We start from the raw sequence: 17,250 nt of genomic DNA on the forward strand, positions 1-17,250 counted from the left end.
ACATTGGTTGATCAAAAGAGCACGGCAGAAAATTCTGGACCATCAATATTCGATCAATGAAATATTGGGGGAACGATATAAAATTGAAAAAGTGCTGCAGAATGGGAGCTATGGGATTATTTATTTATGCCGGGATCTGAAAACAGGTGAGAGATGCGTTGTGAAACAAATGCGCAAAAGTAAGAGGAAAGAAAACATTGAAAATTATGCTCAGGAGACTGCGATTCTTCGGCTGCTTAACCATAAAGGGATTCCCGCATTAATAGACACTTTCTCATACAGGGATGAAAGATTCTTTTCGATGGAATTTGTTGAAGGGAAGAACGTAGAAGATACATTATTTGCATCAAAGCAGAAGTACACCGAGAAGGAATGTGTCCAAATTGCTAAAAAACTGACCGCGATCGTCTGCTACATCCATCATAAAGGTGTCTTTCATAGCGATATCAGAATTCCCAATGTGCTCTTACACAATGGCGATGTCTACCTGATAGACTTTGGCCTGGCCAGCAACCTGCACACAGACAGCAAGAATCAAAAGCAGCGCGAACAGCTCGCACAAGATGATTTTTTCGACCTGGGAGATTTCCTGCTGTTTCTTCTTTACTCGTCTTATGAAGGCGAAATAAAAAAGGGGATCCCGTGGACTGAGGAGCTCTGCCTTCATCCCCACACAACACTGCTGCTCAAAAGGCTGCTGCAAATTACACATCCCTATAAACAGTGTGAAGAGATCCTGGCAGATATGGAGAAATCAATCAACGTGCTTTCTTTACAAAACTAAAAAAAAACTCCGCTGATCCTCATATCCGTTCAGCGGAGTCTTTCGCACATTATTTACATTACAATTAGCTGCTTCTGGAATAGTGTCTTTTCTTTTTATAGTGGTGTGAGCCAGAGTATGGGGCACGCCCACGTCGGCTGCTGCTACTGCTCCCGCTATACCTGCGCCTCTTCCCACTGCTTGATCCGTGACGATAATCCCTTCTTCGCCCGCTGCTGCCGTGGTCCTTGAGTTTTTTCGAAATGCTTTTTATAAACTTCTTAAACATAAGCATCCTCCTCTCGCCTAAAGATGTGCCAGCTTCACAATCAAACACACCTTCTGTAACGATCATAATGCTGCTGATGATTTTGTACAACTAAAATCCTTTAAAACAAGTGGATGTACAACGCTGCAAAGAGGAGGTATATTCAGTCCAATTCAAACATAACACCAAAACTAACATGTTCGAAATTCAAATAAGCATTGCAAATAGTAGAAGTGTAATAGGGTTTAATTTCAGGGATTTTTCTTTTAGTAATAAACAATCCAAATCCAGAAACATCATTATTATTATTTTCAAATACCTGAATTTCAGCATCTGTATCGTCGTTAGCAATAATGATCTCTACATCTTGACTAATTAACTGAATGGCTTTTTCATGAAGTTCAATCAATTTATTAATTTCTTTATAAATAGTCTTCTGTTCAAATTCTATCTCCATTAAATCAAAATCAGTTTCATAATACGTTCGATCATCATATTTATAGTTACTTATTTCAATTTCTTCAGAATAGTGCTTATTAAATAATTTTGATATCAGATCAATTTCTTGTTTTTTCATTTCTTCTTTAGAAAGATAAGTATTTACTAGTCTCACTATTTAACCACTCCTGTCTCAATTAGATAGGCCACCTGTTTATCACTTAACTTAAAAGCTGTATTTAATGTTCCGTCTGAGTTAATAAAAGTCCACTGTTTAGTAGTTTCATTATAAATATGTGTTCCTTCTATATTTCTATATTTCCCTTGCTTTTGAACTCCAGTATTTATAAGTTCTGAAACATCATTTTTGAATAGATCTACACTAGATTTACTTCCATCAGGGTAACTCCCAAAATCATTTTTGTGTTTGCTGAATGCCTTATCTAAAGAACTTTGTTTAAACACAACATCCTCAGCATTTTTGACAATTTTCTCAGGAGCACTAGCCCCTTCAACCTCCGACCCCTTCCGCACATCCCCAGCATGCTCAACCTTCTTCCCCGCACCAGCCAAATCGTAGCCTTTATCTGCGGCTTTCAAAGGTTTGAAAAAGGTGAACATGGCGGCCATGGTTACTTCAGATGGGGTGGAGTTTGGGTTTAGCAGGGTGGCGATGTCTTCGAATAGAAACTTTATGCCACCAACAACATAATGGCCTCCTGCTTCCATCCCTACATCAGAATTGGGATTGCCGAGTACTTTTCTCATATCGGCATAAGTCGGATCCGGGTAATCTCCTTCAACTGCGTCACCAGGGTTGGAGGATGCAAAGTTCTCAACCTTTACTGAAGTTCGTTAATCACAATACTCTTTGAAAAAGCCAGCTTGCTCTGGTTTGAAATAACCCCCAAAGGATAGACACATTAAGAAGTGCTCCAATTGGGGGTTTATCTATTTTAGACACTCTTATTAAAGAAGTTCTACTCCAACTTGATTTAAAAATTTCACTTTCAATTTAGGGTCTTTATCCAGATAAATGAACAATTCAGTCTCTTTCTTTATGATACTTGTAACATTTTTTAAATCTTCAGTAAATATGGTTGCATCTTTATAAGTAATGCTTAAACTACATTCTTGTCTGTAAACATCCATAGTTAATACTATTTCAAAACTATCAACGTTTCTATAAGAATAAATTAGCTCTCCGGAGTTAATATCTCCCGAGATACTAATCGGTTCTTTTAAAAAAAGTTCTAATAGGTCAAATTCATCATACTGAATATACATTTCAAAGCTCCCTAATAGATCCAATATCATTTCATAAATCATACAAAAGCGAGTCATAATAGATCGCTGCCATTCGCTTCTTTTTATTCTCTATACCTTAATTAGTCATATTCCTTCAATCTCTTGCTCAACTAAATCTAATAAAAAGTCTCCGAAGTCCTCAGCAATTAATTCGTATTTTTGCTGAGCTAAATCTATGCCAGGTAAATAAGAAACCACTTTAGGCTCACCTCGCTCATTAACATCACGGTAATTCAAGCAAAACAACTCATCACTACCAGTATCATATATAACAAGAAGATGGTTAGGTAAATTTATTTCTCTTCTTTCAGATAATGTAAACCAAATAGCATCTGGAACTGAAGAATTTTCAAAGTCATCGTGAATGATCCCATAAACCTCTTGAGATCCAAAATTACCAGCTCCTAATGATTTCAAATAATCTCTATACATTCCCGAAAAGATTATATCAATTTTATCTTGTGCTTTCTCAATTAGGTCAATAGAACAACCTCCCACAAAGTCTGCTAACTCATTATTCCTCTTAATTAATTCCTTAGCTTGATGGTATGACTCTATACTCATTGCTTTTCCTCCTTCGTTAAAAATCTAAATCTCTTTCCTTCCAGTAATCAGATCGCCATTTGTTAAATTCTTTTCTATTAATTCCAGAGGGAATTGTATTAGGGTTAATATGTATGATATTACTATTCTCTTTATGGAATGTACTAGTCACTTCTGCAATTGAACTTTCATTTCTTTGTGTGGTATGGTGCAAATTAATTGATTTGCCATCCGGCCCTAAAGGTGCTAAACCCTTCTTCATTCTATCTGCATTAGTTCTCCCACGCGCATCTTTTAAATTTGGATCTATAATATCATTTCTTTGATATACTTTTACATTTTTAAATTCTATTGTTCGATCCCAATATTTATAACTATTGAATACAGTATCAGTTCCGGTATTGACAACTTTATCCGTTCTATTAGTCGAGTCAACCTCCGACCCCTTCCTCACATCCCCAGCATCCTCAACCTTCTTCCCCGCACCAGCCAAATCATACCCTTTATCCGCGGCTTTCAAAGGTTTGAAAAAGGTGAACATGGCGGCCATGGTTACTTCAGATGGGGTGGAGTCTGGGTTTAGCAGGGTGGCGATGTCTTCGAATAGAAACTTTATGCCACCAACAACATAATGGCCTCCTGCTTCCATCCCTACATCAGAATTCGGGTTTCCGAGTACTTTTCTCATATCGGCATAAGTCGGATCCGGGTAATCTCTTTCAACTGCGTCACCAGGGTTCGATGAGCTAAAGGACTCGATCGTTGCCGGGTCACTTAGATATGCTCTAAGTCCCGCGAGCTCTTCTTCTGTTATTGGTTCATTTTGAATCCCTTTTTGTGCCAGCAGGTCTTCCAGCTGTTTTTCTGCATGGGTTTTTGGTGTGCTGGATGTGACAGGGAGATAGGCAGCGCTGATCATTTGATCGAGACGATTCGGGTTCATCATGTTGAAAAGTGGACCATGATTCGAAGCCATGAATTCCGGTGTCATGATTCCACTATTCGCTCCGGAATAAGCAGTTTGCATGCCATTCACTTCGGAGAAATTAAGCGCAGCAGCTGATGCGTTGGCTTCCCGTAACTTCTGCTGTTCTTGTTTTTGATTTATGTATGCCAGGCTTCTTCCCCGGGCTCCTTCAATACTTTTAAATGCCTCACTGTTTTCAAAAGCATGAGCATTAAAAGAAACAGTAGTTATAACGCCATTTTGACTTGTGGATTGAATCAAGGAATCCAGTAAACTGTCTACCAGTTCCTGTGATTCCATTGACTGATTATACTCAGAAACTAACGCATGATCATATTCCTCTAGCGTCTCTATTGTATCATTACGTTTATTTTTCGCGTCTTCTAACGACGCTTCCATTTCAGCTGTGGAATATGCCTCAATCGCAACCAAATCATTGACCTCAGCCAATACCCCAGCTAGGTCCTTATGCTGCTTCTGGATCATCTCCATTGTTCTTACATGCGCCGTCTCGAGCTCTTCTTCTAAAAAAGGCACATCCACATAGGTCGAACCGCCAAGCTTTCGATCCTCTGCCATCGCTCCTACATCATTCATAAATAGGATCTGCTGATCGACCAACTGAATCCACATGTCAACAATGGTACTTTGCGCTTTGAAAAAGGATTTGATCGAGTTAGCTGCCTTCCCTTCGAAGGCCTCACCCAGATTTGTAACAGCCGTCATCTTGTCCTTTAACACCATTAATTGTCCTCTAAACGTCTCGTACTGGCCCGCCCGCTCCTCCATCGCACCCTGAAGCGCAGCAGCATCATACCTGACCGTTTGCGACATTGCACCACACCCTTGTTTTCTACTATTTTCCTATATTGTAAAGTTATAAGATGGGAAGTTCAATTGCGAACGCAAAAAAACGCGACACCTCTACTAACGAGATATCGCGTCATGCTAAATAATTCAAATCTACTTCTGAAGAGTTTTTGATAGAGTTCTATTTTAACAAACCTAAACCCTAGGCATTCCAGTCTGCGCCCCATGCTTTGTGACAGATATTCCTGCAGCAGTAATCGCATGCTGGATAGCCTGTTCGAGTGTATCACCCTGGGCGAGCTTGGCTGCAAGAACTCCATTGAAACAATCTCCTGCACCCGTTGTGTCAACGACTTCTACAGAACTGGCGGGGAGACTTGTCTGGGAGTTGCTCGCTTTCTCCTTATAAATTACGCCTTTTTCACCCTGCGTAATGATGACCGCTCTCTGCAACCGAGTCAGAAGGGAATCAATCGCAAGACCAGTTTCAGCAGATCTCCCGCTTAAAAAAGAGAATTCCGTTTCATTCGGTGTGAGATAAGTCACAAGAGAAAGTAATTCAGACGGCAGCTTTTGTACGGGGGCCGGGTTCAAGATAACAGGCACATGATAGCGATTGGCACAAGAAGCGGCATACGTAACAATCTCAAGCCGCTTGAATTAAGTGGATATGCTGATTAATCCATTCTTTGGTGATAGAATGATTTGCTCCCGGAACGACAATGATTGAATTATCCTGATCTGCTACAGTAACCTGAGCAATGCCCGTACTGACCTCATCTGATTTCATCACAGCATCTACATTTATATTTTCAGCTTGCAGAAGACTAATCAACTCTTCACCATATGAATCCTGACCGACACAGCCAATCATGGCTACATCCGCTCCCATACGTGCAGTGGCGACTGGACGTGTCTCCCAATCAGTCCCATTCATTCTAGGACTAGAGCTTTATTTCATTTGAATATTCTGTTTGTTTATCCTTCAATTAACATTTGTTTGAAACCATGAAAAGCTAGTGGAGAGATTTTTCAATGCAGCCAAAGAAAGCTAAATTATAAGACATCAAAAGCCTTTCTAAAAGAGCAGTTGATGTCTATAAACTAACAATTTTACTCTGTTCAAAGAAATGCACACAAACTATAGTAGAAACTCTTTATTTTTTCTTATATAGTAATGTTCTATAATGATAATATATTTTTTCAATCCATATACGATAAGATTTAAAATAATTATTAGGTATATATATATTCATATTAGCTATCTTTTTATTAGCAGTTTCTATTAGAGTATTATGAACTTTGTCAGATTTCCTATCTTGATGTGAAAAACTTAAAAACATCTCAAGTAATCTTCTGTTATTCATCGGTATAGTTACCTCATGACATAAATCAAAAGAAGAAACGACTGAAGTTCCCCAAGCCCCCATCCTTACTTCCCAATAAAACAGATCAGAATGTTCAAAATTAAAAAGAGGTTTTTCAAGGTCTACCTCTTTCAAAAAGCCTTTATAAATATTATCCGATTTCTTTAATAACCCTGGAACTAAAAAGTATCTAGTTTGAAAAATACTCATGTGTCTTTCACTAAGTACTTCTGGCATTTTTAGTCCATATTTTCTTTCAAGAAATACTCTAGCTGTCTCGGAAGCCCAAGATTTTACCTCGACATCAAATTTGTCTAAATTATATAAGTAAATCATTTTTCTAATTTCATGATCTGCCGTGTTCTTAAAATATGAAGTATTATGGTCAATTATTTTTTTAAATATATCAAAATCCTTAATTTCCTCATTATTATCAGGTATTGAATATATATCATGTGTAACATTAATTTCATTGCATATTTCATGTGCTGCATTTGCATCAATAATTTCTGAAGGTTTACAGTGATAACTAAAATAAGAAAACTTATCATATAAGCCATTAGTACATGCAAGTGTTGTTTTACTATCAGTACCTCCGGTTAACGAAATTGCAGGCTTATTCCACTTTATTGAGGTTATTTCCATGCTTTGATGCATAATTTGATAAATATTCTTTATCCCTTCTTCATACTCTTCATTTGTATTTATTTCTTTATGTGGTTTAAGAGGATAGAATCTTTTAATTTTAAAACTATAATTATATTCTAGAAATGTATTACCACCTAGTCTTTTTAATTCTTTATAAGGAGTAATATTACCTGGTAAATGTCTGTTACCTATATTATAACTGCGAGAGCTAGTCAATTCTTCTACAAAAGAATCTACACTTAAATTACATATATCACCAACTAGTTGCGGATGAGATGTGATATAAAGTTCATCATCTACTTTTCCAAAATAACAAGATTTCATTCCTGAACAGTCTTGAACTGCAATTAATTTATCACCATCTATAACAACTATTAAGTGTATGCCTGTGAATTCACTAATCTTGTTTAAAAAATTTTCTTCGCTTTGTAAATAACATTCAATTGAATCTTTAAGTAAGTCGCTCTCATTACTTTGCATAGTAAATGGATTATATGCATTTCCAATAAGTAAAGAATAAACCCCATTAACTTCATAACTATAATATTGTTGTTTGTTATGAACATACATGTTTAGCTTCGGCATTTCATTAAATACTTTCCAATTATTATAGAAAGGATAAAGGTCTAGTTGTTTAATATTTTTAGATGTAATTAGATACCCTCTACTAAATAATGCATCTTGATATTGAGGGTTGTCATCTAACAAACTCTTAATTTTATTAACTTTGCTCATTTAATTATTCCTTTCTTTATATATTATACAAAAGTATAAAATGTTTAAATCAACTATTAACAAATTTATAAATGTATGTAGTTTTAAAATAAATTATAGACTGTAATTTTTTCGGTTAATAATTGAATTGGTGAAATAACGAAAAATAGTTAACCTATTTTACATTTCACCGACTCTTAGTGAATTTATATTATTAGACTAAGTCCCCATCAGTAAAAGTATGTTTTTTTAACTCAGTATTAATAAAACTTTTCCAAAATTCGTCTCTACGAGTATTTAAAACTTCTGATGTATACTGTTTAGCATTATTATAATTGTTTATAGATTGTTCTTCCAAAGATTGATTATTTCTTAACAAATTTCTTATTTTATCACTTAATTGTTTTGATGATTTTGGTTCATGAATAAACCTTTTATCAATTAGTTCAGGAATACCTCCTACTGATGACCCAACGCAGGGAAGTCCGCGACTCATAGCCTCGATTAATGCTCTAGGTAACCCTTCTGTTAAGCTAGGCTGTATATATATATCCATAGAATCTAACCAATTAAATACTTTTTCACCGCCTGGCAAGCTACCTGAAAAATGTATTTTATCTTCAATATTCAGTTCTTTTACTAATTCAATTAACCATGATTTATCCCCATCACCTAATATATGCAAATTGCAATCAATACCTTGTTTACTTAAATTTTTAATGGCTTTAATAGCAGTATCAATACCTTTTTGTTTTGAAGAGTATGATCCAATTAAACCAATATTGTACTCTTGATTTATATGCATCAATTTTATTTTTCTTAATTTTTCTTCTAGTATTTCTTTAGGTACTAATGAGATTTCAACATTAGAAGCATTTATTATCTTTGCAGAATGATTATAAGGATACTTTTTTTGAAGATACTCTTCTGTTACATATATATTGTAAGAAGAATGTTTAATAATATTTCTATATTTATAATAATATATAGGGGCAATAATTTTACCTAAAATTTTACCGTGATTCCACAAAGCAGGAAAAACATCTCCTACAACTTCAATAACATAAGGCTTTTTAAGTTTTTTTGCAATTTTTATTGCATGATAAGCGTGGCCACTTGGTACTCTAGCTACAACTGCATCAGCATTTTCTATTATCTTTTCTAAATCTTCTTTTAATATCCTTAGATTTTTATTTCGGCGTGCAACATTCGATAAAGTTGGAAGTATATAGTGTTTTACTCTTGACCCACTCGATATGTTTAAATTATCTCCTTCGTATTCGACACCTCTTGCTGCAACTTTTAATTTATCAAAATGTTTTAAATACCTGTTCTCCCACATTTGATATGTTAGTTTACCATCAGTATACACTCGTTTATTTTTGTCATATTTAAAAATGTGACTGTGTACAAATACCAGTTCCATCTACTTCACCCTTCATTATATTTTTTTTATTTCTTTAGCAGGAACACCCCCTACTAATGTTTTAGAAACTACATCATTCTTTACAACTGCACCAGCAGCTATAACACTTCTGCTGCCTATAGTAACATTTGATAAGATCCTACACCCACAACCTATCCAAACATCCTCATTAATTAAAATCTTGCCTTTTACAACTTTATTGTATTTTATAGGTATCTCTGAATTTTCCCAAGTGTGATCGAAAGAAATTAGGGAAGAGTGATGCGCGATAGAAACATTGTTATATATATTAATTCGGCCTGCTGCATCTAAATATGAATAAGCATGAATACTAATGTTAGATCCTAACTCCAAGTATTGAATATTTTTTATAATAACTCCCTGCCCAATATAGATATTATCTCCACAACTTGCACTATATTTTCTCACATATAAATATCTTACAAATAATGATAATTTCGATTCAGAATTAATTACTGAAACCCATAATAGATTCCACATAAAAGTTGGTAATAATCTACCTAAAGTCTCAAAAATATTAATTATTATCTTATATTTCTTGAAAATTTGTCTGCCTTTCATACACAACCCACCTTTAATATTACAAAATATGTTATTGGTTTTTAAATTCACCTATCATAAAGAGTTATTTTCTTTGAAGATATATCTTTTTTAAGCAACTGAGTCAATATCCAATAGAAAACATAAAATAATATTAAAGGTACTAACGCTTGCTTTATGGTTCCAGATAGCATGTTAGAAAAATCGGCACGTAACGCATATATAAATGCGGGCATTGAGAGAATATACAATAGAAGTGTTATGAAATTTTTATTACTATACACATATAAAAACTTGATAAAAAGTGCTAGAATTACCATCCAAATAGCCATGCCAGCAATTCCGAAGTTTAAGTAACCTTCTCCTAAAAGAGAAAAACCTTTTCCCCCTCCTGTAGCAACAGTGTTTGGAAAAAACATTCGATTAAACCATTCCGTAGTAGAATAGTGGTTCTTACTAAAAAATCTTAATATATCCCAAATTAAAGTTTCACCATTTTTATATGGGAGATTAGATTCAATTACTATTAAAAGGTTTTCGGAAGCAGACTTAAAACCAGATAAAATATCCACAATTATATTACCGGACAAAGTTTCATTTGTTGTTTTAGTCAACCAAAAGTTTTTTAAATTATGCATTAAGGGAATCATAACCATCATTATGGTTCCAAAAAATATTATGTATACAGGTTTTATCCTTATATACAGAATAGTAAATAGCATCATAGTAATTAAGATTATTCTCATAAACAAATCTCTTTCTCCGTTTACTAAAAAAGCGAAAAATATAAATACAATGTTAAAAATAACAAATTTGTATGGAAAATCTTTTTTATTTAACAAATTCATAGCAACAATAACTGCAAAACTTAACAACAATAAACTAAAACTTAAAGATGAATTTAAAATTTGTTCAGATTGCATGTTAATCTCTCTTTTATTTGATACCCCAGAAGAAGTTATGGAAATTAAAGATACAAAACTTAATATCAGGGAGATATACCATATCACTTTAAAGATAAAATTATTATTTTGTCTGTTGCTTATATTTGTATAATTTTCTATTTTTGGATTGATAATTATCAAAAATACAAACATACCAATCCATCCGCCTTTAAGAGCTAATGTAATGTTTATATTATAAGGCACTACTTCTAACCACATTAAAAAAGCTTCTGAACATGTAAAAAGGAAATAGAATGGCAAAAACCAAACAAATGGATGATGCAAAATACATCTCACTAGAAAAAGACAAAATATTAACACAATAATATAAAGCACAAGTATTAATCTGAAATCATTGGTTAGTAATACAATAAAGGACATAATTGATAATATAGTATAAAATAATCCTTTACGTAGTAAAATATGTTCCATAGTATACCTCGCTTAACAGTCTAAATATCATATCTTCTTATCCTTAAATAAACAAAACATCCTCTTAATAAAAGTTGTATGCTATTTATAATAATTATTGTATAACTTGCACCATGTATACCAAAGCTTTTAATTAAAAAATATCCGATAAATACATTAGCAATCAGAGCTATAATTGAAATCTTGAGTTGAACACTTATATATCTCATTGCTAGTAAGGCAGTATCGAAGTTCCAGCTGATAAAATTAATCGATAGGGCAAAACTCATTAAAATTAATATATCCGTGTATTTAGCATATTCGATTCCATAAACTATAGTAAGAAAAGTTTCACCTATAAAGTATGAAAAAAGTATCGTAAAAACACCTATGAGAGTTGAAAAAATAGATAATTTAAAGAAAACATATTTTTTGAAGGCAGCGATTTTCTTTTCTTTAATTAATTTCGATAAAATTGGTAAGAAATTTTGTGAAACTGCATTCACTAACATGTTTCCAACTGTTAATATATATGCCATTGCAGAAAAATAGCCTAGTATTTCTGCAGACTCAAAGAACTCGAGAAGATATCGAGAATAAGAGGTGTTTAAAGAGAATAACATTTGTACAAGACCTAAAGGAATTCCTAATAGTATTACTCTCTTAACATCCTCTAATTTCGAATTTCCTATTATTGGTTTGTAAATTTTCGTAATTTTTCTTTTCTCGATTAAAAATAAAAATAGTATTTGAAAAATTAATTGTACTAATAAAGATATTGCAAGGTCTCTAGTAAATAAGATAGTTATAAGAAAAGCTAACAAAGAGTTCAAATGTTTTGTAATCAACAATTTACCAATATAATTCATATCTTGCTTTTTATGTGGAAGTGCGTAATACAAATCAGATTGCAAATCAAATATCTTAATTAATCCAACTAACATAATTATCAAAAAGTATTTTGGATATATTAGTGTTCCTATGACGAATAAAATAATAAAAGCTATTAGGCTAAATATGTACCGGGTATACATATAATCACTAAAATTAATTTTTTCTTCTGTAATATATAATGAACGTAATTTCATATTAGCTAATAAAGTAATTGGAGCACCTAAGGCAAATGCTAAAGAATATGCACCAACTGCTTCTGGAGTTAATGTCCTAGCAATAATGACTAACATCAGCCATTTAGTTAATGAAACTATTAAGTTGGCAGTAAAAAGCCAAGTTATATTTTTTAAAGTTCTCATGTTAAATATAACTCGCTGTATTAAATCCCCAAAAAACCAAAAATATAATCATTTTCAATTTCCTTTCTATTACACAATCTTTAAACCGTGCTTTATAACAATAAATTAAAATGTAATAAACATTGGTATACTATATATTAAAGAAATGAAAATTATTTATTATAGTAAAAGCAGAGATGCCTATATATCTAATAACTTAAAACTTAATGAAGTATATTAAATTAGTTTATAACAATTTAAGCACTTATAACTATATTGAATAAATCTTCTTTTAATAAACTTAACTATACTTCTTGCCTTTAGAATTACACATAGAGCTATTTTAACTTTAAGTAAGAAACCGAATTCTTTACTAAATTGAAACAAAATTCAATTATTATATCCTATTAACAATCAAATTATATATTCTTTTTGTACCACTCAAGTGCTTCCTCAATTCCTTTTTCAAAACTCCAATCTGGACTATAACCTAATGATTTCTTTGCATTAGCAATTGAAGCATTACTATGTTTAATATCTCCTACTCGATCGGGTCCAAAATTCGGGTCTATCTTTTTACACAATGATTTTTTCAAATAATTGTAGATATCTATTAAAAATTCTTGACCACCAAAAGCAATGTTATAAGATTTTCCAGCTTCCTCACTCGGAGCAACTAATGCCTTAAGATTTGCTTCAATTACATTTTCAATGTACGTAAAATCTCTACTTTGTTTACCATCGCCATTAATCGTTGGTTGTTCATTATTCATTAATTGTTTAATGAATTTTGGGATAACAGCCGCATATGCACCTTCAGGATTTTGTCTTCTCCCAAACACATTGAAATATCTCATACCGTAAGTGTCTAAGTTATACAACTCTTTATAAAGGCGTCCATATTCTTCGTTAACTTTTTTAGTTAACGAATATGGAGATAATACATTTCCCTCTCTACCTTCAATTTTAGGAAGATTTGGCTCGTCTCCATATACTGAAGAACTAGAAGCATATACAAACTTCTTAACGCCATTAATTTTAGAAGCCTCCATCATATTCAATGTGCCCCTAATATTAACTTCTTCGTAATATAATGGCATTTCAATACTTCTCGGCACACTTCCCCACGCTGCCTGGTGAGAAACGAAATCTACATCCTTAGTAACTTGTTTACATGTTTCTAGATCTCTAATATCCCCTTTATTAAACTCAAAATTTGGATGTGCTATAAATTCTTCAATATTTTTATAAAATCCTGTAGAAAGATTGTCTAAACCACGTACTTTATATCCCATATTTAAAATGGCTTCAACCAAGTTTGAACCGATAAATCCTGCACAGCCTGTTACTAGGAATACAGACTGCTCAGGGAACTTTAATTCTTTATAACCCACTATCATAGCCCCCAATAAATAAATCCATTTTGTTCTAAATCTACTTTATTAAATAATCCTTTAATATCTACTAAAACTTTACCTCTTTGGTATTCACTATTATACATACTACCATTATAAGTTTCTAAACTGGCAGCAACCTCCGTATAGGGCTTATCAATTACTTTATATAAATCCGCAAGTTGATTTACTGAAATATTCTTAAATTCTTTATGTGGAACTGCAACAATTACAGCGTCCACATCATTAATTTCATTCAATTCAACTGTTTTTAATCCATATTCATTATAAAGATCTATTTTATCAGCTGACGGGTCGTTAACTACAACCTCTATACCATAATCTTTTAATTCATTTATTACATCTATCACTTTTGTATTCCTAACATCAGGGCAATTTTCTTTAAAGGTTACTCCCAGAATTGCAACTTTTGCGCCATTAATAGGGATGTTAGCTTTAATCATTTTTTTAATTGTACTTTCAGCAACGTATTTCCCCATGTCGTCATTGATCTTACGTCCTGATAGAATAATTTGTGAATAATAGCCCATTTGTTCAGCTTTATACGTAAGGTAATATGGATCAACACCGATACAGTGTCCTCCTACTAAGCCAGGAGAAAACTTAAGAAAGTTCCACTTAGTTCCTGCTGCGCGAAGTACTGCGTTGGTATCGATATTCATTTTATCAAAAATAATTGATAATTCGTTCATAAATGCAATATTGATGTCACGCTGAGCATTTTCTATCACTTTAGCCGCTTCAGCAACTTTTATTGACTCTGCTCTATGTACTCCAGCATCAACAACAAGCTCATAAACTTTTGCAATTGTATCAAGTGTCTCTTCATTCATTCCTGCAACAACTTTAACTATCGTCTCAAGTCTATGTTCCTGATCTCCTGGGTTTATTCTTTCTGGGGAGTATCCAATAAAGAAGTCTTCTCCACATTTTAATCCAGATTCCTGTTCAAGAATTGGAAGACAAACATCTTCAGTTACTCCAGGATAGACAGTGGATTCAAACACAACAATTGCTCCTTTAGTTAGGTTTCTTCCCAAAGTTTTGCTAGCAGCTTTTACAGGTGTTAAATCAGGTGTGCGATCATCTCTTACCGGAGTCGGCACTGCAACAATATGAAACTTTGATTCTTTTAACCGTGATTCATTAGCAGTAAATTCTACCGTGGACTGGCTAATGACTTCATTTCCTACTTCTTTAGTGGGATCGATTCCATTTTTATACATCGATATTTTATCTTCGTTTACATCAAACCCAATTACATTCACTTTTTTTGCAAATGCTACGGCAATTGGCATCCCAACATAGCCAAGTCCGATTATTGAAAGTTTTTCACTTTTGTCTTTTAAAGCTGTATATAAATTCATTTAATTAACTCCTTCATTACTAATTTTTAAAAAAGAAAGCATTTTTTTATTAACCTTTTTTACATCATATTTTTTTTTACAGAGTTCATAACTAGAGTCACCCATTTGTTTTATCAAATTAGGATTTTTAATAAAAAGCTGCATCTTTTCGACTAGTTGATCTGTGCTTTTAGGAGCAATTAAAAATCCATTTTTTCCATCAATTACAGTCTCTCTGCATCCTGGGGCATCTGTTGTGATAATAGGTCTCCCTACTGCCATTGCTTCTAAGACCGTTCTAGGAGTTCCTTCTCTATAAGAAGGAAGCACATAGACAGAACTCATCTTATAGTAACTTAAAACATCATTTGTCTCCCCATAATGTTCAATGGTCCCATCATCAATGTATGTTTCTAAATCTTCCTTCGACATAGAATCTTGCATATTTTCGATAGCACCAAGTAACATAAACCTCACATTTTTATTGTTTGATTTAATTTCTCTTGCAGCCTCTAGGTATTCTCGAATTCCTTTACTATACATCACTCTTGAGAGCATAAAAAAAGTAAGCTGTTTTGGAAATTCAGCAGCCAAGAATTTTTCCATATTAACGCCAGACCCATCAATCAACTGGCATTTCCCTTTGTTTAACAATCCAAGTTCTGTGAATTCATGCAGGTCATCTTTATTTTGAAAGATGACTGTGTCAGCACAACTAAAACCTAATCTATAAAGTATACTTGCAAAAAACTTAATAATTCTTGCTTTTCTTGTAGTTGCTGTAAATACATAACCAACTCCAGTTACCATAGAATTAATATTGTTTACACCCGCCAATTTAGCAGCGATACTACCATAGATTACAGGTTTTATAGTGTATCCAAATGTCACATCTGGTTTTTCTCTCTTAAAAAGCTTGATCAAATTAAATAAGTATTTAATGTCAGCAACAACATTAAGTCCTGTTTTATCTAATGGAATTTGTTCAAAGCGTGCACCTAATTCAGTAATTTTATCTATATTATCTAAATTAGGCCCTGTAACTATAACCTCATAACCATTAGAGATTATGTCTTTTATAAGATCCCCTCTAAAATTATAAACTGTCCTATTTTTTGGTGAAATTAATATAAACTTCAAGAACTTGCACCCTCTTATATGGATTAAGTACCAAAATTTCCTTGATAATCACCCAAATTTTTAATAATTTTCTCAAATAATTTTTTATTTGTCTTATCAGATATAAAAGAATTATGAGGCGTAATTATCACATTCTCAAAATTCCATAACTGACTTTCTTTAAAAAGTGGCTCTTGCTCAAATACATCAAGGGCAACTCCAAGAAATTTCTTCTCTTTAAGAGATTCAATTATAGCTTCTTCGTCTATAACCCCTCCCCTTGAAACATTAATAAGAACACTATTATCTTTCATTTTTTTTATTTTTTGCTCATTTATTAAATATTTTGTTTCCTCAGTCAGAGGTATTGTTAAAATAACAATATCACTTTTTCGTAAAACCTGATCAATGTCTTCGATAAGATAGTAAGCATCAATATATTGAGATTCTACCTTACGTCTTCCCACACCAAAAATATTTACATCAAATGCTTTAAGCCTTTTAGCAACCTCTATCCCTACATCACCAAAGCCAATAATAGCAGCATTCTTATTAGTTAACTCTAATAAGTTCCGCTGTTTTTCCCACTTATGATCACGCTGCGCCTCATAAAATTGTTTGCTTTTTTTATATATCTCTAATAACTTAAGTACGACCCATTCAGCCATGGGAATGTTATAAACTCCTTTAGCGCTAAAAAGACTTATACCTTTCTCCTTTATATAATTTATTGGTACTCTGTCTAATCCAGCGCTAGTAAGCTGTATAAATTTTAAGTTCTTAAATTTCTTGATGTCATTATAGAGAAACAGACCATTACACACCACAGCAAAAACATCAGAAACATCTATTTGTAAGGGGGCTCTTTCATCTTGAATGTATATAATTTCATATCCTAATGAATTTAAGATATTTAGTTGATCTTGACTATAATTAAATGCCCCGGTTAGTAAAAGTTTCATATTTTATA

The 17,250-nt window shown here is 33.1% G+C and carries 17 protein-coding genes; 1 reads left to right on the plus strand and 16 read right to left on the minus strand.

Translation table 11 applies throughout. The features are described from left to right. Window positions 1-7 precede the first annotated feature (7 nt). On the plus strand, window positions 8-784 hold the full coding sequence (locus E2R51_RS09150; RefSeq protein ID WP_165967185.1) for a serine/threonine protein kinase: 777 nt from the start codon (window positions 8-10) through the stop codon (window positions 782-784). 410 nt (window positions 785-1,194) lie between these two features. Here E2R51_RS09150 and E2R51_RS09155 read toward each other — a convergent pair whose 3' ends face one another. The 16 genes from E2R51_RS09155 to E2R51_RS09230 all read right to left on the minus strand — a co-directional run bounded on the left by E2R51_RS09155 (window position 1,195) and on the right by E2R51_RS09230 (window position 17,242). Further along, window positions 1,195-1,644 carry a hypothetical protein gene (locus E2R51_RS09155; RefSeq protein WP_133376747.1) on the minus strand — a complete coding sequence of 150 codons (450 nt, stop codon included), beginning with the start codon at window positions 1,642-1,644 and terminating at the stop codon, window positions 1,195-1,197. Further along, window positions 1,644-2,237 carry a colicin D domain-containing protein gene (locus E2R51_RS09160; RefSeq protein WP_133376748.1) on the minus strand — a complete coding sequence of 198 codons (594 nt, stop codon included), beginning with the start codon at window positions 2,235-2,237 and terminating at the stop codon, window positions 1,644-1,646. The genes E2R51_RS09155 and E2R51_RS09160 overlap by 1 nt, the downstream gene beginning before the upstream one ends. 201 nt (window positions 2,238-2,438) lie before the next feature. Next, window positions 2,439-2,756: a hypothetical protein gene (locus tag E2R51_RS09165; protein WP_133376749.1), complete on the minus strand. Its 318-nt coding sequence runs from the start codon at window positions 2,754-2,756 to the stop codon at window positions 2,439-2,441. A 105-nt stretch (window positions 2,757-2,861) separates the two neighbouring features. After that, window positions 2,862-3,341 carry an SMI1/KNR4 family protein gene (locus E2R51_RS09170; protein WP_133376750.1) on the minus strand — a complete coding sequence of 160 codons (480 nt, stop codon included), beginning with the start codon at window positions 3,339-3,341 and terminating at the stop codon, window positions 2,862-2,864. A 16-nt stretch (window positions 3,342-3,357) separates the two neighbouring features. Continuing rightward, window positions 3,358-5,121 carry a T7SS effector LXG polymorphic toxin gene (locus tag E2R51_RS09175; protein WP_133376751.1) on the minus strand — a complete coding sequence of 588 codons (1,764 nt, stop codon included), beginning with the start codon at window positions 5,119-5,121 and terminating at the stop codon, window positions 3,358-3,360. A 171-nt stretch (window positions 5,122-5,292) separates the two neighbouring features. Next, window positions 5,293-5,742 (minus strand): PfkB family carbohydrate kinase, encoded by a 450-nt coding sequence (locus E2R51_RS19975; protein WP_133376752.1) that lies wholly within the window; start codon window positions 5,740-5,742, stop codon window positions 5,293-5,295. 1 nt (window position 5,743) lies between these two features. Beyond that, window positions 5,744-6,034: a PfkB family carbohydrate kinase gene (locus tag E2R51_RS20065; RefSeq protein WP_133376753.1), complete on the minus strand. Its 291-nt coding sequence runs from the start codon at window positions 6,032-6,034 to the stop codon at window positions 5,744-5,746. Window positions 6,035-6,254: 220 nt separating this feature from the next. Then, complete coding sequence (locus E2R51_RS09190; RefSeq protein WP_133376754.1) at window positions 6,255-7,847, minus strand: hypothetical protein; 1,593 nt, start codon at window positions 7,845-7,847, stop codon at window positions 6,255-6,257. A 193-nt stretch (window positions 7,848-8,040) separates the two neighbouring features. Next, window positions 8,041-9,252 (minus strand): glycosyltransferase, encoded by a 1,212-nt coding sequence (locus tag E2R51_RS09195; RefSeq protein WP_133376755.1) that lies wholly within the window; start codon window positions 9,250-9,252, stop codon window positions 8,041-8,043. Between the two features lie 15 nt (window positions 9,253-9,267). Beyond that, window positions 9,268-9,834 (minus strand): acyltransferase, encoded by a 567-nt coding sequence (locus E2R51_RS09200; RefSeq protein ID WP_240733026.1) that lies wholly within the window; start codon window positions 9,832-9,834, stop codon window positions 9,268-9,270. A gap of 47 nt (window positions 9,835-9,881) precedes the next feature. Further along, entirely contained in the window at window positions 9,882-11,189 is a 1,308-nt protein-coding gene (locus E2R51_RS09205) for an O-antigen polymerase (protein ID WP_133376756.1), read from the minus strand. A gap of 20 nt (window positions 11,190-11,209) precedes the next feature. Next, entirely contained in the window at window positions 11,210-12,421 is a 1,212-nt protein-coding gene (locus E2R51_RS09210; protein WP_133376757.1) for an oligosaccharide flippase family protein, read from the minus strand. A gap of 398 nt (window positions 12,422-12,819) precedes the next feature. Then, window positions 12,820-13,794, minus strand: a complete 975-nt coding sequence (locus E2R51_RS09215) for an SDR family oxidoreductase (RefSeq protein ID WP_133376758.1) — start codon at window positions 13,792-13,794, stop codon at window positions 12,820-12,822. A 2-nt stretch (window positions 13,795-13,796) separates the two neighbouring features. Further along, the gene (locus E2R51_RS09220; protein ID WP_133376759.1) at window positions 13,797-15,182 is read right to left on the minus strand and encodes a nucleotide sugar dehydrogenase; all 1,386 of its coding nucleotides are present in this window, start codon (window positions 15,180-15,182) and stop codon (window positions 13,797-13,799) included. After that, window positions 15,183-16,301 (minus strand): glycosyltransferase family 4 protein, encoded by a 1,119-nt coding sequence (locus tag E2R51_RS09225; RefSeq protein ID WP_133376760.1) that lies wholly within the window; start codon window positions 16,299-16,301, stop codon window positions 15,183-15,185. 23 nt (window positions 16,302-16,324) lie between these two features. Further along, window positions 16,325-17,242, minus strand: a complete 918-nt coding sequence (locus E2R51_RS09230) for an NAD(P)-dependent oxidoreductase (protein WP_133376761.1) — start codon at window positions 17,240-17,242, stop codon at window positions 16,325-16,327. Window positions 17,243-17,250: the final 8 nt, after the last annotated feature.

This window comes from Jeotgalibacillus sp. S-D1, from assembly GCF_004358665.1.
GTDB lineage: Bacteria > Bacillota > Bacilli > Bacillales > Jeotgalibacillaceae > Jeotgalibacillus.